The sequence below is a fragment of the Leucobacter weissii genome, from assembly GCF_017565745.1.
Taxonomy (GTDB): Bacteria; Actinomycetota; Actinomycetes; order Actinomycetales; family Microbacteriaceae; genus Leucobacter; species Leucobacter weissii.
The window spans coordinates 175,045-197,139 of sequence record NZ_JAGDYM010000013.1 but is presented as its reverse complement, the minus strand read 5'-3'; the positions used below and the strand labels follow the sequence as shown (position 1 = coordinate 197,139).

General features: G+C 69.6%; 18 protein-coding genes and 3 tRNA genes. 18 read left to right on the top strand and 3 right to left on the bottom strand.

Annotated elements, in window-relative coordinates; translation table 11 throughout:
* The first annotated feature begins 103 nt into the window (after nt 1-103).
* The 18 genes from thrS to clpX all read left to right on the top strand — a co-directional run bounded on the left by thrS (nt 104) and on the right by clpX (nt 17,883).
* Nucleotides 104-2,032: a threonine--tRNA ligase gene (gene thrS / locus J4H92_RS11875; protein WP_243752323.1), complete on the top strand. Its 1,929-nt coding sequence runs from the start codon at nt 104-106 to the stop codon at nt 2,030-2,032.
* Entirely contained in the window at nt 2,020-2,577 is a 558-nt protein-coding gene (locus J4H92_RS11870; protein WP_341783088.1) for an HIT family protein, read from the top strand. The genes thrS and J4H92_RS11870 overlap by 13 nt, the downstream gene beginning before the upstream one ends.
* A gap of 64 nt (nt 2,578-2,641) precedes the next feature.
* Entirely contained in the window at nt 2,642-3,406 is a 765-nt protein-coding gene (locus J4H92_RS11865) for a YebC/PmpR family DNA-binding transcriptional regulator (RefSeq protein WP_208098399.1), read from the top strand.
* A 229-nt stretch (nt 3,407-3,635) separates the two neighbouring features.
* A complete protein-coding gene (ruvC, locus tag J4H92_RS11860) occupies nt 3,636-4,226 on the top strand; it encodes a crossover junction endodeoxyribonuclease RuvC (protein WP_208098398.1) in 591 nt (196 codons plus the stop codon).
* Nucleotides 4,227-4,261: 35 nt separating this feature from the next.
* Complete coding sequence (gene recO, locus J4H92_RS11855; RefSeq protein WP_208098397.1) at nt 4,262-4,978, top strand: DNA repair protein RecO; 717 nt, start codon at nt 4,262-4,264, stop codon at nt 4,976-4,978.
* Between the two features lie 49 nt (nt 4,979-5,027).
* Entirely contained in the window at nt 5,028-5,810 is a 783-nt protein-coding gene (locus J4H92_RS11850) for an isoprenyl transferase (RefSeq protein WP_208098396.1), read from the top strand.
* A 181-nt stretch (nt 5,811-5,991) separates the two neighbouring features.
* On the top strand, nt 5,992-7,173 hold the full coding sequence (gene dusB / locus J4H92_RS11845) for a tRNA dihydrouridine synthase DusB (RefSeq protein WP_208098395.1): 1,182 nt from the start codon (nt 5,992-5,994) through the stop codon (nt 7,171-7,173).
* Nucleotides 7,163-8,482, top strand: a complete 1,320-nt coding sequence (locus J4H92_RS11840) for a deoxyguanosinetriphosphate triphosphohydrolase (protein WP_208098394.1) — start codon at nt 7,163-7,165, stop codon at nt 8,480-8,482. Before dusB ends, J4H92_RS11840 begins: the two co-directional genes overlap by 11 nt.
* Nucleotides 8,483-8,629: 147 nt before the next feature.
* Complete coding sequence (dnaG, locus tag J4H92_RS11835; protein ID WP_208098393.1) at nt 8,630-10,510, top strand: DNA primase; 1,881 nt, start codon at nt 8,630-8,632, stop codon at nt 10,508-10,510.
* Nucleotides 10,511-10,549: 39 nt separating this feature from the next.
* Nucleotides 10,550-11,398: an ATP-binding cassette domain-containing protein gene (locus J4H92_RS11830; protein WP_208098392.1), complete on the top strand. Its 849-nt coding sequence runs from the start codon at nt 10,550-10,552 to the stop codon at nt 11,396-11,398.
* 185 nt (nt 11,399-11,583) lie between these two features.
* Nucleotides 11,584-11,656 (top strand) — tRNA-Asn (locus J4H92_RS11825).
* A gap of 93 nt (nt 11,657-11,749) precedes the next feature.
* Nucleotides 11,750-11,823, top strand: a tRNA-Gly gene (locus J4H92_RS11820).
* A gap of 274 nt (nt 11,824-12,097) precedes the next feature.
* On the top strand, nt 12,098-13,477 hold the full coding sequence (locus J4H92_RS11815; RefSeq protein ID WP_208098391.1) for a serpin family protein: 1,380 nt from the start codon (nt 12,098-12,100) through the stop codon (nt 13,475-13,477).
* An 84-nt stretch (nt 13,478-13,561) separates the two neighbouring features.
* Nucleotides 13,562-13,636: transfer RNA gene (locus J4H92_RS11810), tRNA-Pro, on the top strand.
* 70 nt (nt 13,637-13,706) lie between these two features.
* Entirely contained in the window at nt 13,707-15,062 is a 1,356-nt protein-coding gene (gene tig, locus J4H92_RS11805) for a trigger factor (protein WP_208098390.1), read from the top strand.
* A gap of 197 nt (nt 15,063-15,259) precedes the next feature.
* Nucleotides 15,260-15,844 (top strand): ATP-dependent Clp protease proteolytic subunit, encoded by a 585-nt coding sequence (locus tag J4H92_RS11800; protein ID WP_208098389.1) that lies wholly within the window; start codon nt 15,260-15,262, stop codon nt 15,842-15,844.
* Between the two features lie 25 nt (nt 15,845-15,869).
* On the top strand, nt 15,870-16,508 hold the full coding sequence (locus tag J4H92_RS11795) for an ATP-dependent Clp protease proteolytic subunit (protein WP_208098388.1): 639 nt from the start codon (nt 15,870-15,872) through the stop codon (nt 16,506-16,508).
* Between the two features lie 97 nt (nt 16,509-16,605).
* A complete protein-coding gene (gene clpX / locus J4H92_RS11790; RefSeq protein ID WP_208098387.1) occupies nt 16,606-17,883 on the top strand; it encodes an ATP-dependent Clp protease ATP-binding subunit ClpX in 1,278 nt (425 codons plus the stop codon).
* Nucleotides 17,884-17,910: 27 nt separating this feature from the next.
* On the opposite strand, the gene J4H92_RS11785 is transcribed toward clpX, so the two are convergent.
* From J4H92_RS11785 to valS, 3 genes are all read right to left on the bottom strand, one after another.
* Complete coding sequence (locus J4H92_RS11785) at nt 17,911-18,408, bottom strand: hypothetical protein (protein ID WP_208098386.1); 498 nt, start codon at nt 18,406-18,408, stop codon at nt 17,911-17,913.
* 563 nt (nt 18,409-18,971) lie between these two features.
* Complete coding sequence (locus J4H92_RS11780; protein WP_208098385.1) at nt 18,972-19,247, bottom strand: Fe-S oxidoreductase; 276 nt, start codon at nt 19,245-19,247, stop codon at nt 18,972-18,974.
* Nucleotides 19,248-19,296: 49 nt separating this feature from the next.
* Nucleotides 19,297-21,933, bottom strand: coding sequence for a valine--tRNA ligase (gene valS / locus J4H92_RS11775; protein WP_208098384.1), 2,637 nt, complete (start codon nt 21,931-21,933; stop codon nt 19,297-19,299).
* Between the last annotated feature and the right edge of the window lie 162 nt (nt 21,934-22,095).

The window sequence follows — 22,095 nt, the reverse complement described above, 5'->3', positions numbered from 1 at the left end:
CGCGGCGATAGGATTGACGCGTTTCACCGATCCGGTTCCGCGCTTGAAGGAGCACCCCGTGGCAGATGGTTTCAGCCTGTTCACCGATCGCAGCGTCGTCGCCATGCGGGTGAACGGCGAGTTGCGCGACCTGGCTGCCGACGTCACGACGTCCGACACGGTGGAGCCGGTGACGATCGACAGTCCCGACGGCCTGAACATCCTCCGCCACTCCGCGGCGCACGTGCTGGCGCAGGCCGTGCAGCGACTCAACCCCGAGGCGACGCTCGGCATCGGGCCGCCGATCGTCGACGGCTTCTACTACGACTTCGACCCGGCGCAGCCGTTCACGCCCGAGGATCTCAAGGCGATCTCGTCCGAGATGCAGAAGATCGTCAAGCAGGGCCAGCGCTTCGTGCGCCGCGTCGTGACCGAGGAGCAGGCGCGGGCCGAGCTCGCGGGAGAGCCCTACAAGCTGGAGCTGATCGGGCTCAAGGGCGGCGCGGATCAGGGCAAGGAGAACGAAGGGGTCGAGGTCGGCGGCGCCGAGCTCACCATCTACGACAACGTCGACCCCAAGACCGGCGAGGTGCAGTGGAAGGATCTCTGCCGCGGGCCCCACCTGCCGAGCACCCGGCTGATCGGCAACGGCTGGGCGCTCACGCGCGCGGCGGGCGCCTACTGGCGCGGCAGCGAGAAGAACCCGATGCTGCAGCGCATCTACGGCACCGCCTGGCCCACCAAGGACGAACTGCGCGAGTACCAGACCCGTCTCGAGGAGGCGGCGAAGCGCGACCATCGCAAGCTCGGCGTCGAGCTCGATCTGTTCAGCTTCCCGGAGGAGATCGGCTCGGGCCTCTCGGTGTGGCACCCCAAGGGCAGCATCATCCGCGGCGAGATGGAGCAGCACGCGCGCAAGCGGCACATCGAGGGCGGATACACCTACGTCTACACGCCGCACATCTCGAAGGACGAGCTGTTCCTCCGGTCCAACCACCTCGTCACCTACCGCGAGGGCATGTTCCCGCCGATCCGGATGGACGAGGTGCTGGACGACGACGGGCACGTGGTCAAGCAGGGCCAGGACTACTACCTGAAGCCCATGAACTGCCCGATGCACATCCTCATCTACAAGGAGCGGGCGCGCAGCTACCGCGAGCTGCCGATGCGCCTCGCCGAGAACGGCACGGTCTACCGCAACGAACTCTCCGGGGCCCTCCACGGGCTCACCCGGGTGCGGGGGTTCACCCAGGACGACTCCCACCTCTTCGTCACGTCCGAGCAGCTGGAATCCGAGGCGACCCGGGTGCTCGAATTCGTCATCTCGATGCTGCGGGACTTCGGCCTCGAGGACTTCGAGCTCGAGCTCTCGATGCGCGACGACGAGAAATCCAAGTGGATCGGCAGCGACGAGTTCTGGGACTACTCGACGAACGCCCTCCGCAACGTCGCCCGGGCCAGCGGTCTGAAGCTCACCGAGATCCCCGGAGAGGCCGCCTTCTACGGGCCGAAGATCGACCTCAAGACCCGAGACGCCCTCGGGCGCACCTGGCAGCTCTCGACGGTGCAGGTCGATCCGAATCTGCCCGAACGCTTCGACCTCGAGTACACCGGCGCGGACGGGGAGAAGCACCGGCCCATCATGATCCACCGCGCGCTCTTCGGATCGATCGAGCGCTTCTTCGCGATCCTGCTCGAGCACTACGCGGGAGCGTTCCCGGTCTGGCTCTCGCCGGTGCAGGTCGTCGGCATCCCGGTCGCCGAACAGTACGGCGAGTACCTCGACGGGATCGTCGCCGAGCTGCGCACCCGGGGCGTGCGCGCCGAGGTCGATCACAGCGACGACCGCATGCCGAAGAAGATCCGCACGCACACCAAGGCGAAGGTGCCGCTGCAGCTGATCGCGGGCGAGGAGGATCGCTCCTCCGGCGCGGTCAGCTTCCGCTTCCGCGACGGCACCCAGCTGAACGGTGTGCCCGTCCCGGAGGCGATCGAGCGGATCGCGCGGGCGATCGAGACCCGTGAGCAGGTGAACACGGCGTGGGAGCGGTAGGGCCCTCCGGCGCCGAGCCGCTGGAGAGCAGCGGCCTCGTCGGCGTGCCGGATGAGCTGCAGCGCCTCTGGACTCCGCACCGGATGGTCTACATCGCCGATACCCATCAGCCGGATGAGCGGGACTGCCCGTTCTGCCATGCGACGGAGTACCCGGACGAGCAGTCGCTGATCGTGCACCGGGGGAGCTCCGCCTATGTGCTGCTCAATCTCTACCCCTATAACAATGGCCATCTGCTCGTATGCCCGTATCGGCACATATCCACGTACGACGAGGCGAACGCGGAGGAGGTCGCCGAGATCGGGGAGCTCACGCAGATCGCCATGCGGGTGCTGACCGGAGCGATGGGGTGCCACGGATTCAATATCGGCATGAATCAGGGGCAGATCGCCGGCGCGGGGATCGCGGCGCATCTGCACCAGCACATCGTGCCGCGCTGGGCCGCGGATGCCAATTTCTTCCCCATCATCGCCAAGACGAAATCGCTGCCCCAGCTGCTCGGAGACGTCCGCGACCGTCTCGCTTCGGCCTGGCCCGAGCCATAGCTGCGCCGGGCGGTGCCCGCACCGCATAGGGTTGTAGATCGGAGCTATGAAGTAAGGACAGGTCATGTCAGGTCATTCCAAATGGGCGACCACGAAGCACAAGAAAGCCATCATCGATTCGCGGCGGGCCAAGGCGTTCGCCAAGTACATCAAGAACATCGAGGTGGCCGCGCGGATCGGCGGCCCCGATGTAGCCGGCAATCCGACGCTCGCCGACGCGGTGCACAAGGCGAAGAAGAACTCGGTCCCCGGCGACAACATCGACCGCGCGATCAAGCGCGGTGCGGGGCTCACCGGCGACGCCGTCGAGTACACCACCATCATGTACGAGGGGTACGGCCCGAACGGCGTCGCGCTGATGATCGAGTGCCTCACCGACAACAAGAACCGGGCGGCGGCCGAGGTCCGCACGGCGCTCAGCCGGAACGGCGGCACCCTCGCGGATCCCGGGAGCGTCGCCTACAACTTCGCGCGCAAGGGCGTCATCACCGTGGACGCAGAGGGCACGAGCGAGGACGACATCCTCCTCGCGGTGCTCGACGCCGGCGCCGAGGAGGTCCGGCCCACGCCGAACGGAGAGTCCTTCGAGGTGCTCACCGACGCCGCGGACCTGGTCGCCGCGCGCACCGCCCTCGTCGATGTGGGCATCGACTACGACGCCGCCGACGCAGAGTTCGTCCCCAACCTCAAGGTGGAGATCGACGCCGACACCGCGCGAAAGGTGTTCCGCCTCATCGACGCGCTCGAGGACAGCGACGACGTGCAGAACGTCTTCTCGAACTTCGATCTGACCCCGGAGGTCCAGGCCGAACTCGCTCAGGACGACTGAATGTGAGGACCATGGCACCAAGGCGCTCGGAGCAAAGCACCGCTTTGCGCGCCGTATGTGCAGCAGCCGGTGACGGCTGCTGGGAAGGCTGACGACGCAAGGCTCGCACCATGAGAATCATCGGGATCGACCTGCACCAAGGCGCTCGGAGCAAAGCACCGCTTTGCGCGCCGTATGTGCAGCAGCCGGTGACGGCTGCTGGGAAGGCTGACGACGCAAGGCTCGCACCATGAGAATCATCGGGATCGACCCGGGTTTGACCCGCTGCGGAATCGGCATCATCGCGGCGGGTCCGGGGCGGAGCGTCGCCTTCGAGCACGTGGAAGTGCTGCGCAGTCCCGCGGATGCGGAGCCCGCGGCGCGCATCCACCAGATCGGGTCGAGCATCGAGCGCCTGCTCGACGGGCAGCGGCCCGGCGCGATCGCGCTGGAGCGGGTCTTCGCGCAGGACAACGTGGCGAGCGTCATGGGAGTGGCCCAGATCAGCGGGGTGGTCATGTACCTCGCGGCGCATCGCGATATCCCCGTGGGGCTTTACAGCCCCAACGAGGTCAAGTCCCAGGTGACCGGCTACGGCAGCGCCGACAAGGCGCAGGTCACCGCGATGGTGACGCGGCTGCTCGGGCTCGGCGCACCCCCGAAGCCCGCCGACGCCGCCGATGCCCTCGCGCTCGCGATCGCGCACGCCTGGCAGCTGGGGCGCGCCGGCGCCGCACGTCATGGCGCACGAGGAGGGGACGGGCTCGCGGAGACGCCGGCGCTGCGGGCCTGGCGCGAGGCGGAGCGTCGCGCGGGAAAGCGGCGCGGCCCGCGAGGCTGAGGCGTTCCGGCGCCCGCCGGGGGGATACTGGGAAGATGCCGCTCTATCGTGAGGAAGGCGTGGTGCTGCGCACGCACAAGCTCGGCGAGGCCGACCGCATCGTGACGCTGCTCACCCGAGGTCGCGGCGTTCTCCGGGCCGTGGCGAAAGGCGTTCGCCGCACCTCCTCCAAGTTCGGCGCGCGCCTCGAGCCGTTCATGGTGGCGGACCTGCAGCTGTTCGAGGGGCGCAGCCTCGACACCATCACCCAGGCCGCGACGCTCGGGGCCTACGGGCCGCACGTGAGCGGCGATTACGAGCGCTATCGGGCGGGCAGCGTCATGGTGGAGACGGCCGAGCGGCTCTGCGAGGGCGGGCCGGCGCCGGAGCAGTACCTGCTGCTCGTGGGGGGCCTGCGCACCTTGGCGGCGGCGAAGGTGGACGTCGAGCTCGTCAGAGACGGCTACCTGCTCCGCGCGCTCGCCGCCGCCGGCTGGTCGCCCGGGCTGGACGAATGCGTCCGCTGCGGCGCCCCCGGTCCGCACACGCTGATGGCCGTGCAACTCGGCGGGGTCGTCTGCGAGGACTGCCGCGTTCCGGGCATCCCGCGGCTCGACGAGGGGGCGGTGGCTCTCCTCCGCGCGCTCCTGTCGGGCGACTGGGAGACGTCGCAGGCCTCGTCCGAGCGGGAGCGCAATCAGGCGTCGGGCATCGTCGCGGCCTACACCCAGTGGCACCTCGAGCGCGGACTGAGGTCACTCGGCGCAGGATGATGCAGGACCGAGCGATAGGGTGAGTCATCCCGATCAGAAACGAGTGAGCATGCGGCGAGCGCCCACGGAGATCGTTCCGGTGGATTGGACCGGCGAGCAGCCGCCGGCCTTCGACGGCCCGGTGCCCGCACACGTCGCGATCGTGATGGACGGCAACGGGCGCTGGGCCAACGGTCGCGGCCTGCCGCGTGTCGAGGGGCATCGGATGGGGGAGCAGGCGCTTCTCGACGTGGTCGCGGGAGCCATCCAGGCCGGGGTCACCCATCTCAGCGTCTACGCCTTCAGCACCGAGAACTGGCGGCGCTCGCCGGACGAGGTGCGGTTTCTCATGGGGTTCAACCGCGACGTGCTCCGCCGCCGCCGCGAGCAGCTCCACCACTGGAACGTGCGCATGCGCTGGGCGGGGCGCCGGCCTCGGCTGTGGAGCTCCGTCATCAGCGAACTCAAGACCTCGGAGCGGGTCACCGCCGCCAACACCGGCCTCACCCTCACCATGTGCGTGAACTACGGGGGTCGCAACGAGCTCACGGATGCCGTGCGGGCCATCGCCGAGGAGGTATCGGCCGGGCGGCTCTCTCCGCGCGGCATCTCCGAGCGCACGATCGCCCGGCACCTCTACGTGCCCGAGCTGCCGGAGGTCGATCTCTTCCTGCGCAGTTCGGGGGAGCAGCGCACGAGCAACTTCATGCTCTGGCAGTCGGCCTACGCCGAAATGGTCTTCCTCGACACGCTCTGGCCGGATTTCGACCGCGGAGAGCTGTGGCGCGCGATCCGGATCTACCAGGATCGCGACCGCCGCTTCGGCGGCGCGGTCGACCAGCCCGGCTCCTAGTCGTCTCGGCTCCCGGTCCCCTCGGCCTTCGAACAGGAGGTTCCCTCCGCAGCGGGGCGGGCCCTCGGGTGGGCCCGAGTTGCCCGGCGCCGGTGCCCGAACGGGCAAGACGCGTCCGCTCGCGGGACGGGAGGGGGAGCCGGGACGGGAGCGGGGCGCGGAGGTGAGAGAATGGGACATCATGCCTGCCACCCTCAGCGACACCCGACTGCGCATCGGGCCTCTCGCGCTCGACGTGCCCGTCGTCCTCGCACCCATGGCCGGCATCACCAACACCGCCTTCCGGCGGCTGTGCCGGGAGTACGGCGCCGGGCTGTACGTCAGCGAGATGATCACCACCCGCGCGCTCGTCGAGCGCACGCCCGCCACGATGCGCCTGATCCGGCACCACGAGAGCGAGACCCCGCGCAGCATCCAGCTCTACGGGGTGGATCCGAAGACCGTCTCCGAGGCGGTGCGCGTGCTGGTGGACGAGGATCGCGCCGACCACATCGACCTGAACTTCGGCTGCCCGGTGCCCAAGGTCACCCGCAAGGGCGGGGGAGCGGCGCTGCCGTGGAAGAGCGACCTCTTCCGCGCGATCGTGGAGGGCGCCGTGCGGGCCGCGGGCGAGGTCCCCCTCACGGTGAAGATGCGCACGGGCATCGACCCGGATCACCTCACCTTCCTCGACGCGGCTCGTGCCGCGGAGGGCGCGGGCGTCGCCGCGATCGCCCTGCACGGGCGCACCGCGAGCGAGTTCTACAGCGGACAGGCCGACTGGTCGGCGATAGCGCGGCTGAAGGAGGCGGTGACGAGCGTCCCGGTCCTCGGCAACGGCGATATCTGGTCGGCCGACGACGCGATCCGGATGGTGCGCGAGACGGGCTGCGACGGCGTTGTCGTGGGCCGCGGCTGCCTGGGGCGGCCCTGGCTCTTCGCCGATCTGCAGGCCGCGTTCCGCGCCGAGGCCGGCGAGATCAGCCGGGCGGAGGCCGCGGCGCAGAACGTGCGGCCGCCGCTCGGCGACGTGATGGACGCGATGCGGCGCCACACCGAGCTGCTGGTCGAGTTCTTCGAGGAGGAGGATCGCGCCTGCCGCGACATCCGCAAGCACGTGGCCTGGTACTTCAAGGGCTACGGTATCGGCGGCGACACCCGGCGTGCGCTCGCGATGGTGGAGTCGCTCGCGCAGATGGACGCGATCTTCGCCGGTATGGATCGCGCGCAGCCCTACCCGGGCGAAGGGGCGGAGGGGCCGCGCGGTCGAGCGGGCAGCCCGAAGCGTCCGATGCTGCCGGACGGCTGGTTGCGCGACCGCAGCAGCGCGGGGCTCGACTACGCGCAGCTGGCCGAGGCGGAGCGGGACGACGGTGGCGGCTGAGCGGCAGGCCGCCGGCGCGGCTGCGCGCCCGGCCGATTCGGCGGCCTCGCTCCCGCCCGGCTACGGGCCCGAGGATGTGGAGCGCATCGTTCCCGAGCACCACGGCGGGCACCGCAGCGACTTCGCCCGGGATCGCGCCCGCGTGCTGCACTCCAGCGGTTGGCGGCGGCTCGCGGCCAAGACGCAGGTGCTCAGCCCGACCTCCGGCGTCGACTTCGCCCGCAACCGGCTGACGCACTCGCTCGAGGTGGCGCAGATCGGGCGCGAGTTGGCGGTGTCCCTCGGCCTCGCGCAGGACGTCGTCGACACCGCCTGCCTCGCGCACGATCTCGGTCATCCGCCGTTCGGGCACAACGGTGAGCGCGCGCTCGACACGTGGATCGCCGACTTCGGGGGCTTCGAGGGCAATGCTCAGACGCTGCGGATCCTCACCCGTCTCGAGCCCAAGCGTTTCGATGCATCCGGCCGCTCGGTCGGCATGAACCTCACCCGGGCGACGCTCGACGCGAGCTGCAAGTATCCCTGGTCGCTCGCGGACGCCCCGCCGGAGTACGCTCGGCCCGGGCGGGCGAAGTTCGGCGCCTTCGAGGACGACGAGCCCGTGTTCGGGTGGCTGCGGGCCGGCGCGCCCGCGGGCCGGAAGTGCGTCGAGGCCCAGGTGATGGATCTCAGCGACGACATCGCCTACTCGGTGCACGACTTCGAGGACGCCGTCGTCGGCGAGTTCATCGACCCCGAGATGCTGACCGCGCGGCAGGGTCACGACTCGCTGATCCGCAAGGTGAGCGCGTGGGCGAACGGATCGTTCTCCGCCGATCAGCTGGGCGCCGCCTACGACCGCATCGCCGAGGCGCAGACCTGGCTGACGAGCTGGGACGGATCGCGGCGCGATCAGGCGCGGCTGAAGAACTTCACCAGCGAGATGATCGGCCGCTTCGCCCGCGCCGCGATCCGCGCGACGGTCGAGCAGGCGGACGGGCGGCCGCTGGCGCGCTACGGCGCCGAGGTCGTGGTGCCCGACGAGATCCGCGCCGAGATCGCGGTGCTCAAGGGCATCGTCGCGGCCTTCGTGATGGAGATCGACGCCCGCAAACCCATCTATCGGCGCCAGCGCGAGGTGCTGACCGAACTGCTCGAGGCGCTGTGGCGGAGCGAGGGCGCCGAGCTGGAGCCGGCCTTCGCCGCCGACTTCCGCGCGGCCGAGGGCGAGGCGGAGGCCCGCCGCGCCGTCGTCGATCAGCTCGCCTCGCTCACCGACCAGAGCGCCATCGCCTGGTACGACCGCCTCTGCGCCGTGCCGCTCGTCTAGGGCATGTCTCGCAGATCCTGCGTCTACTGCGCGAGCCCTGATTCGCGAGCGGGACTCTCTTTCGCGAAAACACCCCCTTCACGCCGTAAAACACGGTCCCGCTCGCGAAGCCGGGTCCCGCTCGCGGCGGCGCAGTAGACTTCCGCTATGGCAGGGCGGATCCGGGCGAGCGACGTCGAGGAGGTCAAGAGCCGCACGAACCTCGCGGATCTCGTCGGCGACTACGTGAGCCTGAAGAACGCCGGCGTCGATTCGATGAAGGGGCTGTGCCCGTTCCACGACGAGCGCAGCCCGAGTTTCCACGTGCGGCCCGCGCTCGGCTACTACCACTGCTTCGGCTGCGGCGAGTCGGGCGACGCCATCAGCTTCCTGCAGCGGATGGATCACCTCACCTTCGCGGAGGCGGTCGAACGGCTGGCCGCGCGGATCAACTACGTGCTCACCTACGAGGAGGGCGGCGATCGCCGCCAGCAGGACGGGCCGAACCGCGCCCGTCTGCTGACCGCGAATCAGGCCGCCGCCGCATTCTTCGTTGAGCAGTTCGCGGGGGAGGAGGCCGAGCGCGCGAGATCCTTCCTGGCCGAGCGCGCCTTCGACGCCGAGGCCTGCGCCCGCTTCGGCGTCGGCTACGCCCCGCGCGGATGGGAGGGCCTGAGCAAGCACCTCACCGCGCAGGGCTTCACCAGACAGGAGCTGGTGGCCGCCGGTCTCGTCTCCGAGGGGCAGCGCGGCGTCTACGACCGCTTCCGCGGGCGGATCCTCTGGCCCATCCGCGACACGAGCGGGCAGACGATCGGCTTCGGCGCGCGCAAGCTCTACGACGACGACAACGGGCCCAAGTACCTCAACACCCCCGAGACCCCCGTGTATCGCAAGGCGCAGGTGCTCTACGGACTCGACCTGGCGAAGAAGGCGATCTCCCGCGGGCACCGGGCGGTCGTCGTGGAGGGCTACACGGACGTGATGGCCTGCCACCTGGCGGGGGAGGAGGCCGCCGTCGCCACCTGCGGCACGGCCTTCGGCAAGGAGCACATCACGGTGCTGCGCCGGATCATGGGCGACGACGCGGCCGCCGAGGTGGTGTTCACCTTCGACCCCGATGAAGCCGGGCAGAAGGCGGCGCTGCGCGCCTTCGCCGAGGAGAAGCGCTTCAGCGCGCAGACCTATGTGGCGGTCGCTCCCGACGGGCTCGATCCGGCGGATCTGCGCCTGCGCCGCGGCGACGAGGCGGTGCGCGAGCTGTTCACCCGCAAGGTGCCGCTCTTCGCCTTCGCGCTGCGCCAGGCGGTCGGGCGCTTCGATCTCAACAGCGTCGAGGGCCGGGTCTCGGCGCTGCGGGCCGCGGCGCCGATCATCGCCGAGATCAAGGATCCCGCGGTGCGCCCGGGGTACACGCGCGAGCTCGCCCGCATGCTCGGCACCGAGCTCGCTGAAGTGCAGCAGGCGGTCCGGGCGGCGGCCGCCCGCGGGAGCGCGCCCGGGCCGCCGCCCCCGGCTCCGCGCGCCGCCTCCGGAGCGCAGCCGGATCCCGCCGCGCCGGCCGCTCCGAGGATCGGCCTGTCCTCCCTGCCGGATCATCCGTCGGTCCGGTTGGAACGCGACGCGCTCATGGCGATGCTGCAGGAGGGTCCGCGGGTGGGCGCCGAGCTGATGGCTCAGGCGGTCACCGCGGAGATCGGAGACCCCTCGCTCCGCGTGGCGCGGGACGCGGTGGCCGGGGCGCTGCCGGGACTCGACCAGCCGGGCTGGTTCGAGCGGGTGCTCGCGGCGACCCCGGAATCGCACCGGGGACTCGTCCGAGAACTCGGTCTCGCGCCCATGCCGGTGCCGAGGCAGAACCCCGAGCGGCTCGCGGGCTACGCCCGGGGCGTGGTGGTCTCGCTGCTCGATCGGGATCTCCTCGCGTTGAAGAACGAACTCGTCGCACGCATGCAGCGCGTCGGGGATCCCGGCGATCCCGGGTCGCGCCGCATCCAGGAGCAACTCACCGCGCTCGAATCCGCGCGCCGAGCGCTGCGCGTGGATTAAGGTTGAACAACACCTTGAAGTTTGCACGAGGAGCGCGCCATGGCCGATCCCGCACGAGACGCCGATCCGTCGATCGCCGTCTCGGACCTGTCCCTGGGCTACCCTGCCCACTCGGGCGGCAGCGCCTTCACCGCCGTGGAGGGAGTGAGCTTCGAGATCCGGCAGGGGAGCGTGCTCGCCCTGCTCGGCGAGAGCGGCTCGGGAAAATCCACCCTGACCCGATTCCTCGCGGGCAGAGGCGATGAGGCCGGCGAGAAGGCCTCCCGCATCCGGGTCAACGGCGGCGAGGCCCAGGTGCTCGGCGTGCAGCTGCGCGGGATCGGACGCCGTGCTCGCACGAGACTGACCGCCCACGTCGGGCACCTCGCACAGGATGCCGGGGCCACGCTGGCGCCCGACCTGAACGTCGGCGACATTCTGCTCTCGCCGATCGTGGAACGCAACAAGCGCTTCGACCGGGAACTGCTGGGCGAGCAGATCGCGGAGATGATGGACATCGTCGGCCTGCCGCTCAGCAAGCTCCAGGAGTACCCCTACGAACTCTCCAAAGGGCAGCGTCAGCGCGTCGCGGTGATGCGATCCATCATCCTCGGCCCGGCGGTCTACTTCGCCGATGAGCCGACGCTCGGGGTCGACGCCAACAACCGCCCCCGCATCGTCGACCTGCTCGGCTGGTATCGAGAGCGCTCCGGTGCGACCCTCGTGCTGGTGAGCCACGACATCGGGATGCTCGAAGCGCTCGGCCAGAAGGTGCTCGTGATGCAGCAGGGTCGCGTCGTCGGCGAGGGGGACATCGACGAGATCTTCCGCCAGGCCGACCACGGCTACGTGCGGCAGCTCGCCCAGGCCCTGCGCGCGACCGCCTACGACGAGGTCGCCGAAGCCTGATCCGTCGAAGCCCCGTATCGGATTCGCCCGCTCCGCTCCGCGCGCACGCGCCCGATACCTCCTTCCCGTCCTCTTCCGAGCGGCGGTTGACGACGACGCGCGCGGCGGCGAGATTTGTCGGGGGCGTGCTGTTTTGGTAGGCTGATCGGCGTTGCAAACGCGCGACTCGTGTCGCCGTGCAATGGTCCCCTGTAGCTCAGTTGGCAGAGCGCTTGACTGTTAATCAGGATGTCGCTGGTTCGAGCCCAGCCGGGGGAGCGGAGTCCTCAGACGGATCGGCGGAGCATCGATCTCATGTGAGGGTTTTCGCAGTGAGACCGACGAACACCCACGCCGTCCCCGGACGGTCGCGGGGCTGTAGCTCAATGGTAGAGCCCCAGTCTTCCAAACTGGTTACGCGGGTTCGATTCCCGTCAGCCCCTCCACTTCGGAAAGCCGTCGGCTTTCCTCGCTTCGGGGCTTCCCGGCCCATCGTGAACCCGGAACCGGGCACGTCACCGCGTCCGGCGCCGTGCGCGCGCAATGCGTCGCTTTGCTCCGAGCGCGCGAGCGGGGTTCGATTCCCGTCAGCCCCTCCACTCCGTTCCGAGGCCTCCGTGCGCGTCACAGCCCCCGGACCGCAAAGCTGAGACGTTTTCAGCGGGCGCGGACACTACTGAGTGGGGGCGAATGATGACTCCCGACGACCGAGAATCGGGGATGATCGCCATGCGAAACAGGAGAGCACTCGCCTTCGAAGCGCGCTCGGCCGGGCGGACGGCGCTGCCGTTCAGCGCTCGACGACCACTGACGTTCGTCCTGCTCGTGCCGCTGCTCGCTCTGAGCGCGTGCGCTGCCGCGCCCGGCGCCGACCCGGCGGCCACGGGCGCCGTGCGAGCCGAGGGAGTGTCGATGCGCGATACGGACCTGGACGAGACCGACGCCGTGGAGGACGTCGTCGCGGCGACGAGCGCGATCGGCCTCGCCGCCCTCTCGGCCGGCGCAGAGGACGGCAACGTCGTGGTATCCCCTGCGAGCCTCGCCACGGCGCTCGCGATGCTCTCCGACGGAGCGAGGGCGAAGAGCCTCCAGCAACTCGAGGACGCGCTCGGAGCGAGCGGAGAGGACCGGCGCGACGCCTTCGCCGCGCTGCAGCGATCGGTGCTCGAGCTCGACGGCGATCCCGCCGAGGCGACCGCAGAGGAACTGCCGGAACGGCCGATCCTCCACCTCGCGAACAACGTGGTGGTGCACGAGGGGTTCGAGGTGCACGAGAGCTACCTCGACGCGCTCGCCGACGGCTTCGACGCCGGCGTGCAGCAGGCGGATCTCACCTCCGACGCGGGCAAGGCGGTGCTCGACGAGTGGGTGGAGCATCACACGGGCGGGCTGATCGAGCAATCGGCGATACAGCCGCACCCGTTTCTCCGCGTCGTGCTGCAGGATGCGATCCTCCTCGCCGCGCGGTGGCAGACGCCCTTCAGCTCGACGCTCACCCGGGACCAGGCGTTCACGCTCGCCGACGGCAGCATGATCCAGGTCGAGACGATGGGCAGCGACGAGGCGCCCTTCGCCTATGCGGAGCTCGACGGCGGCTGGGTGGGCGTGCGGCTGCCCTACCAGGAGGGCGCCCACGCCGACCTGCTGCTGCCGCCCGCGGGAACCGATCCCTCGGAGGCGTCGCCCGAGCTACTGGCCCAGGCGACGCGGGCGCTCGGCGCCGCGGATCCCATCGTGCTCGATCTCACTCTTCCGACCCTCGACATCTCGGGCGATGAGCCGCTCGATCTGATCGACAGCGGGCTGATCGCGGATCTGGGGATCGACTCGACCCTCTGCAGCAGCGGTGAGGCCGACCTCTCGGGCATCGCACTCGAGCCGGGGGATCTCTGCCTGGAGCAGGCCGCCCAGCAGGCGGTGCTGCGCGTCGACGAGGAGGGCACGGTCGCCGCGGCGGTGACCGAGCTCGGAGTGCATATGGAGTCCGCCCCGGCGACCGAGGCGTCCGTCCACTTCGACCGGCCCTTCCTCTTCACGATCGGCCACGCCGAGAGCGAGTGGCCGCTCTTCTACGCCGCGATCCGCGATCCGAGGCACTGAGATCCGGCGGCCGCGCGCGCCGCTGGGGTCGGAGCTGCGCGCGCCGCGGCCGCATTCCGCTAGACTTGCAGGGTTGTCTGCTCGCGGGGCGTAGCTCAGCTTGGCTAGAGCGCCCGCTTTGGGAGCGGGAGGTCGCAGGTTCGAATCCTGTCGCCCCGACACGTGCCGGACAAACCCGGCGCGCCGATCATCGTGCACGCAGCACCGAACCTGATACTGAGAGGTCAAATTGCCGAAGACCAACGCTGAGAAGCTGAACGAGACCCGGGTGAAGCTCACCGTCGCACTGACGCTGGACGATCTCGAACCCCATCTCGCGCAGGCCTACAAGACGCTCTCGGAGCAGGTGTCGATCCCCGGCTTCCGCAAGGGGCACGTGCCCGCGCCGATCATCGATCAGCGACTCGGCCGCGAGGCGGTCGTCGAGCAGGCCGTCAACTCCTCGCTCGACGACTTCTTCCAGGCCGCGCTCGCGGAGACGGGCACGGTGCCGATGGGCCGCCCGACCGCAGATGTCGAGCAGTGGCTCGACGTGAAGGACCCGTCGAGCGAGATCCTCCTCGCCTTCGAGGTCGAGGCGAAGCCGGAGTTCGAGCTGCCCGAGTACGAAGGGCTGAAGATCGTCGTCGACGACGTGGTCGTCGACGAGGCCGCGGTCGAGGACGAGCTGACGAAGCTGCGCGAGCGCTTCGGCACGCTGAAGACGGTCGAGCGGGCCGCCGCGACCGGCGACTTCGTGGAGCTGGACCTCGTCGCGCGCATCGACGGCGAAGAGGTCGACCAGGCGGACGGCGTCTCCTACGAGGTCGGCGCCGGCAACATGCTGCAGGGGCTCGACGAGGCCGTCGAGACGCTGACCGCTGGCGAGCGCACCACCTTCACCTCGCAGCTGCTCGGCGGCGAGCACGAGGGCCGCGACGCCGAGGTCGAGGTCGAGATCACCGCGGTCAAGGAGCGCGAGCTCGCCGAGGCGGACGACGAGTTCGCCCAGCTCGCGAGCGAGTTCGACACCATCGTCGAGCTGCGCGAGAGCCTCTCCCAGCAGGTGAGCCAGGCGGCCGTGTTCGCTCAGGGGCGCCAGGCGCGCGATCTCTTCACCGAAACCCTCATCGAGCAGGCCGCGATTCCGGTCTCCGAGGAGCTCGTCGAGGAGGAGGTGCACCGCCACCTCGAGGGCGAGGGCCGTCTCGAGGACGACGAGCATCGGGCGGAGGTCCGCAAGTCCGCGGAGAAGCAGCTCGCGCTGCAGCTCCTGCTCGACGCGATCGTCGAGGCCGAGGGCGTCACCCCGACGCAGAACGAGCTCTCCCAGTACATCTTCCAGTCGGCGCAGCAGTACGGCATGGAGCCGGGCCAGTTCCTGCAGGCGCTGAGCCAGGGCGGCCAGATGGGCGTGGTCGTCGGCGAGGTCACCCGGAACAAGGCCCTCGCGATCGCGCTGTCGAAGGCCGAAGTGGTCGATCAGCAGGGCAACCCGGTCGATCTGAGCGAGTTCACCGCCATCGACGATGAAGAGGTCGCCGAGGTGCTGGACGAGGCCGAGGAGATCGTCGAAGAAGCGGAGACGACCGAGAAGAACGGCTGACACCCCGTCCGGTCCGCCCGGCGCGCCGCGCCCGGGCTCCATCGAGCCCCTGCCTCCCGGTGGGGGCTCGATCGCTTCTCCGCGCCGTCTGCCGGACCGTCGCCGGGCGCGCGCTCCACGCCCACGGCGAACACAGCCGCGCACGGTGGCGCGAGTCGATAACCTCGTTACAGACCCCGAGGAATAGGAGCGCCGCAATGGCAGAACCCACGCCGCAGAACAGCGTGTTCGAGCGACTGCTGAAGGATCGCATCATCTGGCTCGGCAGCGAGGTGCGCGATGAGAACGCGAACGAGATCTGCGCGAAGATCCTGCTGCTCGCAGCGGAGGATCAGGACGCGGACATCTACCTCTACATCAACTCTCCCGGCGGCTCCATCACGGCCGGTATGGCGATCTACGACACGATGAGCTTCGTGCCGAACGACATCGTGACGGTCGGGATGGGCATGGCCGCGTCGATGGGCCAGTTCCTGCTGACGGCGGGCACCAAGGGCAAGCGGTACATCACGCCGAACGCCCGGGTGCTGCTCCATCAGCCGCACGGCGGCTTCGGCGGCACCGCCAGTGATATCCAGACCCAGGCCCAGCTGATCGTGTCGATGAAGAACCGGCTCGCGGAGATCACGGCCGCGCAGACGGGCAAGACCGTCGAGCAGATCAACGCCGACGGCGATCGGGACCGCTGGTTCACGGCCGAGGAAGCGCTCGAGTACGGTTTCGTCGACTACATCCGCGACTCCGCGCGCGACGTCGTCGGCGGCGGCGGAACCGATAAGTAGGCGACAGAAAGTGGAACGGACACCCATGAACATCTCCCTCCCCGAGGCACGCTACGTCCTGCCGAGCTTCGAAGAGCGCACCGCCTACGGCTTCAAACGCCAGGATCCCTACGCGAAGCTCTTCGAGGACCGCATCGTGTTCCTCGGCGTGCAGGTCGACGATGCGTCGGCCGACGACGTGATGGCCCAGCTGCTGGTGCTCGAGAGCCAGGATCCCGAGCGCGACATCATCATGTACATCAACTCGCCGGGCGGCTCGTTCACCGCGATGACGGCCATCTACGACACGATGCAGTACGTCAAGCCGCACATCCAGACGGTCTGCCTGGGCCAGGCGGCCTCGGCCGCGGCCGTGCTGCTGGCCGGTGGCACGCCGGGCAAGCGCCTGGCGCTGCCGAACGCGCGGGTGCTGATCCACCAGCCCTCGACGGGGCAGGCCGGGCACGGCCAGGCCAGCGACATCGAGATCCAGGCCGCCGAGATCCTGCGCATGCGCGAGTGGCTCGAGGAGACGCTCTCGAAGCATTCGAACCGCTCGATCGAGGAGGTGCACCGCGACATCGACCGGGACAAGATCCTCGGCGCCGCGGAGGCGGTGGAGTACGGCCTGATCGATCAGGTGCTCACCAGCCGCAAGAACCCGCAGCCGGTGCTCTCCACATAGCAGCCGACATCGCGCGGCTGGGCGTGCCGTAAAGTGATTTGTCGGGGGATCGGGCTAGGCTCAGTGCCACTGAGGTCCGTACGCAGAGAGGGTACGCATGGCGAAGATGGGGGAGAGCAGCGAACTGCTCAAGTGCTCGTTCTGCGGCAAGTCGCAGAAGCAGGTGCAGCAGCTCATCGCCGGCCCGCAGATCTACATCTGCGACGAGTGCGTCGGGCTCTGCAACGAGATCATCGAGGAGCGGCTCGCCGAGAACCAGCCGGTCGCGGAATCCGAGGACTTCACGCTGCACAAGCCGCGCGACATCGCGGCGTTCCTCGACCAGTACGTGATCGGCCAGGAACGGGCCAAGCAGTCGCTCTCCGTCGCCGTCTACAACCATTACAAGCGCGTACGGGCGGGGAGGGCGCTGACCAGCGCCGATGAGGCGGACGATCACGTCGAGATCGCGAAGTCGAACATCCTGATGCTCGGCCCCACCGGCTGCGGCAAGACCTATCTCGCGCAGTCCCTCGCCCGGCAGCTCAACGTCCCGTTCGCGGTCGCCGACGCGACGGCGCTGACGGAGGCCGGGTACGTCGGAGAGGATGTCGAGAACATCCTGCTCAAGCTGCTGCAGGCCGCGGACTTCGATGTGCAGCGCGCCGAGACCGGCATCATCTACATCGACGAGGTCGACAAGATCACGCGCAAGGCCGAGAACCCGTCGATCACGAGGGACGTCTCGGGTGAGGGCGTGCAGCAGGCGCTGCTCAAGATCCTCGAGGGCACGGTCGCCTCGATCCCTCCGCAGGGCGGCCGCAAGCACCCGAACCAGGAGTTCATCCAGCTCGACACGACGAACGTGCTCTTCATCGTCGCCGGCGCGTTCGCCGGGATCGAGGACATCATCGCCCAGCGGCTCGGACGGGGCGGCATCGGCTTCGGCGCCCCGGTCGCGAGCACGCGGAACGAGCCGGAGCTGCTCGCCGACGTGCAGCCCGAGGATCTGCACAAGTTCGGTCTCATCCCCGAGTTCATCGGTCGTCTTCCCGTGGTGGCGACGGTCGACCCGCTCGACGAATCGGCACTGGTGCGCATTCTCACGGAACCCAAGAACGCGCTGGTCAAGCAGTATCAGCGCATGTTCGAGATCGACGGAGTCGGACTCGAGTTCGAAGACGCCGCGCTCGGCGCGATCGCGCAACTCGCGGTCGAGCGCAAGACCGGCGCCCGCGGGCTGCGGGCGATCCTCGAGGATCTGCTCGGACCGATCATGTTCGACGTGCCGTCGAACGACGAGGTGACGAAGGTGATCGTGACGCGCGAGTCGGTGCGCGGTGAGGCTCCGCCGCGGGTCCTCGGCGCCGCGGGCGGAGCGGAGCGCAGCGCCTAGGGTGCGAGAGCCCTCCGCCGGTTCGCGTCAGAGCTCGCTCAGGTCGTAGCTCAGCAGGACGCCGCCGTCATCCTCCGGTATGGTGAGTGCGTCGACGGTCAGCTCCTCGTTCGAGAGCACCGCGGACCGTCCCTCCTCGTCGGCCTCCTCGCGGTGCGCCGTCAGGCTGTTGCGGCTCGACACCTCGTCCCACCAGGCATCCGCCTGCTCCTGGTCAGCGGCGCGGAGGACGACGAACCAGGTGCCGCCCTCGTGCGATCCCGCGTCGTCGATGATCGCGTCCTCCGGGAGCGCGAAGAGCGCCTCGGGAAACCCCTCCGGCAGCTCGGTGCTCTTCAGCGACTCCGCATCTTCCTGCTCGCGCTCCGAGCCGCTCTCACCGGACTCGGCGCGCTGCTTGGCCTCGGAGACGTCGCTCGATCCCGCCGGCTGCTCCGCCTCCGGCTCCGGTCCGCACCCGGCGAGCGCGAGCACGAGCGCGAAGGAGAGACCGATCCCGGTCAGTGCTCTCGTCGAGACTCTCATTGCTTCGTAGTGGAGCATCTTGTGTCCTCACGTCCTGCCGATCTCGTCCGGCGCCGACCGGATCCCGTCCTCGGCCTCCTGGACCGCGAATCGTCTGCGACGCCCGGGCACGAACTCGCGTGGGTCAGCGCGATCCTGCCATTCGGCGTCAGCTGATCCGATTCGGACCCCGAACTGCAGCCTACACGCTCGGTGTATCTCTTCCCCGACCGCACCGCCCTCACGCACTCCTCGCGCTCACTCCAGCACTTCTCTTCATGTTCGCAGGCGCCGACGATCGACAGCACGATCCTCTTGAATGGGGTCGTTGGGTCGTGGGGTCGCTGTTGAGCCTGCGCTGCGCGTGGGCGTCGCCGCGGCGGCTGCGAGTCATGCGACGAGAATGGCGCTCCCGCACGAGGATCACCCTGTGCAGCAGGGGAGAGCGGCATTCTCGTCACGATGGGGTGTTCTCGTCGCCCGATCAGGCCACCGCATGTGGCGGCGGAGATCCCGCGATCCGCTGCGCGGCCGCAGGATGAGCGGGAGGTGCGGCTGCGGGCGCCTCAGGAGGAGTGCGACCCTCAGCCGAGCCAGCCATCGTCCGCGTCATCGGGGAGTTCGGGATGGAACGTTTCATCCGAGCCCGCTCGCCAGGACACGGTTGCTGCGCCGTTCGGGCCGAGCGAGACGGTGACCGCGTCGTCCAGCGCGCAGTGCGGCCGGCCCTCGAGCCAGGTCAGCGTCCAGGAGCGGGCGCCGGGATGCGCCGCCTCCTGGGCGGCGATCTCCGGAAGCAGCGCCGCGGGCACGCTCGGGTGCGGCGGCTCGCCCACCGGCCAGCGCGATCCGAGTCTCATGCTCGGCCTGCGCTCGCGATACGGGCGGAGCCCGCGCCCCGGGTGGTGCTCATGATGCGGGCCGGGCCTCCGGATCCGCGAGCCGGATCTCCGCGACGGTCACGTTCTCGACGTCCGCCCCCTCGAAGCGCAGTTCGGCGATGCGCCCGACCGCGGCGAGGTCGTCCGCGGCAAGGGCGAGCCGCTCCCGGTCCTCGGCGGGGGCGTGCACGACCGCCAGCTCGACCGGCGTCTTCTGGGAGGCCTTCGCCGCGGTCTTGGCGCCCCGGATCCCGACGAGCGCGGTGCCCACCAGACGGAGCAGCTCGGGATCCGCGTCGTCGCCCGCGAGCGGAAGGAGCTCTTGCGCGACCGGCCAATTCGAGCGGTGCACCGAGCCCTCGCCGAACCACGACCAGACCTCCTCCGCGGCGAAGGGCAGGAACGGGGCGAAGAGGCGCGCGAACACCGACAGCGCCGTGCGCAGAGCGGTCACCGCGGAGGCCTGGGCCTGACCCCGGCCCGAGTGGGCGCGCTCCTTCACGAGTTCGAGGTAGTCGTCGCAGAACGTCCAGAAGAAGCTCTCCGAGAGTTCGAGAGCCCGTGCGTGATCGTAGCCCTCGAAGGCCTGAGTCGCCTGCTCGACGACCCGGGCGAGCGCCGCGAGCATCGCGCGATCGATAGGCTCGGTCACCGCGCCCGCGCCCCCGGCGTCGAAGCCGAGCGCGAACTTCGCGGCGTTGAGCAGCTTGATGGCGAGCCGGCGACCGATCTTGATCTGCGTCGGGTTCTGCGGATCGAACGAGGCATCGGTGCCGAGCTTGGCCGACGCCGCCCAGTAGCGGACCGCGTCCGAGCCGTGCTGCTCGAGCAGGCCCGCGGGCGTCACCACGTTGCCCTTCGACTTCGACATCTTCTTGCGGTCGGGATCGAGGATCCAGCCCGAGATGCCGGCGTGCCGCCATGGCAGCGTCTTCGCCTCGAGCTCGCTGCGCAGCAGGGTGCTGAACAGCCAGGTGCGGATGATGTCCTGCCCCTGCGGGCGCAGATCGAACGGGTACACGAGCGCGAAGAGCGCGGGGTCGCGCTCCCAGCCGCCCGCGAGCTGCGGCGTGAGGGAGGAAGTGGCCCAGGTGTCCATGACGTCGACCTCGCCCCGGAAGCCGCCGGGGGCGCCGCGCTGCTCCTCCGAATAGCCGGCGGGCACGTCGCTCGAGGGATCCACGGGCAGCTGATCCTCGGCGGGCAGGATCGGGCGGTCGAAGACCGGATTGCCGTCGGAATCGAGCGGGTACCAGACGGGGATCGGCACGCCGAAGAAGCGCTGGCGCGAGACCAGCCAGTCGCCGGAGAGTCCCTCGACCCAGTTCTCGTAGCGCACCCGCATGAAATCGGGGTGCCACCGCAGCTCTCGGCCGTGGGCGAGCAGGCGTTCGCGGAGCCCCTCGTCCCGGGCGCCGTTGCGGATGTACCACTGGCGGGTCGACACGATCTCGAGCGGCCGGTCGCCCTTCTCGAAGAACTTGACGGGGTGCGTGATCTTGCGGATCTCTCCGACGAGCTCGCCCGACTCGCCGAGCATCTCGACGACGGCCTGCTTCGCGCTGAACACGGTCTTGCCGGCCAGCTGCGCATAGGCCTCGCGCCCCGCGGCGCTGGTGATCGCCTCCGGCGCCTCGGACACGATGCGGCCGTCGAAGCCGAGCACCGCGCGGGTGGGCAGGTCGAGTTCGCGCCACCAGACCACGTCCGTCACATCGCCGAAGGTGCAGATCATGGCGATGCCCGTTCCCTTGTCCGGCTGGGCGAGACGGTGAGCGACGATCGGCACCTCGACATCGAACAGAGGGGTGCGCACGGTGCTGCCGAAGAGCGGCTGATAGCGCTCGTCGTCGGGATGGGCCACGAGGGCCACGCAGGCGGGGAGCAGTTCGGGACGCGTGGTGTCGATGAGCAGGTCGCCCGAGCCGTCGCTCTTGTGGAAGGCGAGGGTGTGGTAGGCGCTCGGCTGATCGCGATCCTCAAGTTCGGCCTGGGCCACCGCGGTGCGGAACGTCACATCCCACAGCGTGGGGGCCTGCGCCTGATAGGCCTCCCCCCGACGCACATTGCGCACGAAGGCGAGCTGCGAGGCGCGCAAGGAATCGTCGGCAATGGTCCGGTAGCTCTGGCCCCAGTCGACGGAGAGGCCCAGTGCGCGCCAGAGATCTTCGAACTGCCGCTCGTCCTCGACGGTGAGCCGCTCGCAGAGCTCGATGAAGTTGCGGCGGGAGACCGGCTGCTGGTCGGCCGCCTTGACGCTCTTCCCGTCGCCGCCCTCATGGGGAGGAACGAAGTCCGGCTGATAGGGGAGCGAGGGGTCGCAGCGCACCCCGTAGTAGTTCTGCACCCGGCGCTCGGTCGGCAGGCCGTTGTCGTCCCAGCCCATCGGGTAGAACACGCGCTTGCCGCGCATGCGCTGGTAGCGGGCGACGGTGTCGGTGTGCGTGTAGCTGAAGACGTGACCGACATGCAGGGAGCCCGAGGCCGTCGGCGGCGGCGTGTCGATGCTGTAGACGGCGTCGCGCCCGGCGGCGGCGGCCTCGTCGCGGTCGAAGCGATAGGTGCCCTGCTGCTCCCAGATCGGCCCCCACTTCTCCTCGAGCCCTTCGAGCTGGGGCTTGTCCGGGATCTCGCGGGGGGTGGTCTCGCGGGGGGTCGCGCTCATCTGGGCTCCGTCTTCGCTATGGGCGGCACCGCGTCGTCGAACCGTGCGGCTGCCCGCGGTTCTGGTGCCTGATGGTGGACCAGAACAGTTTATCCGAGTGGGAGCACGGCTGTTCTCCCGTCGCAAGGGCGGGCGCTTCCGGCGGAGCGTGCGCTTCGGGAG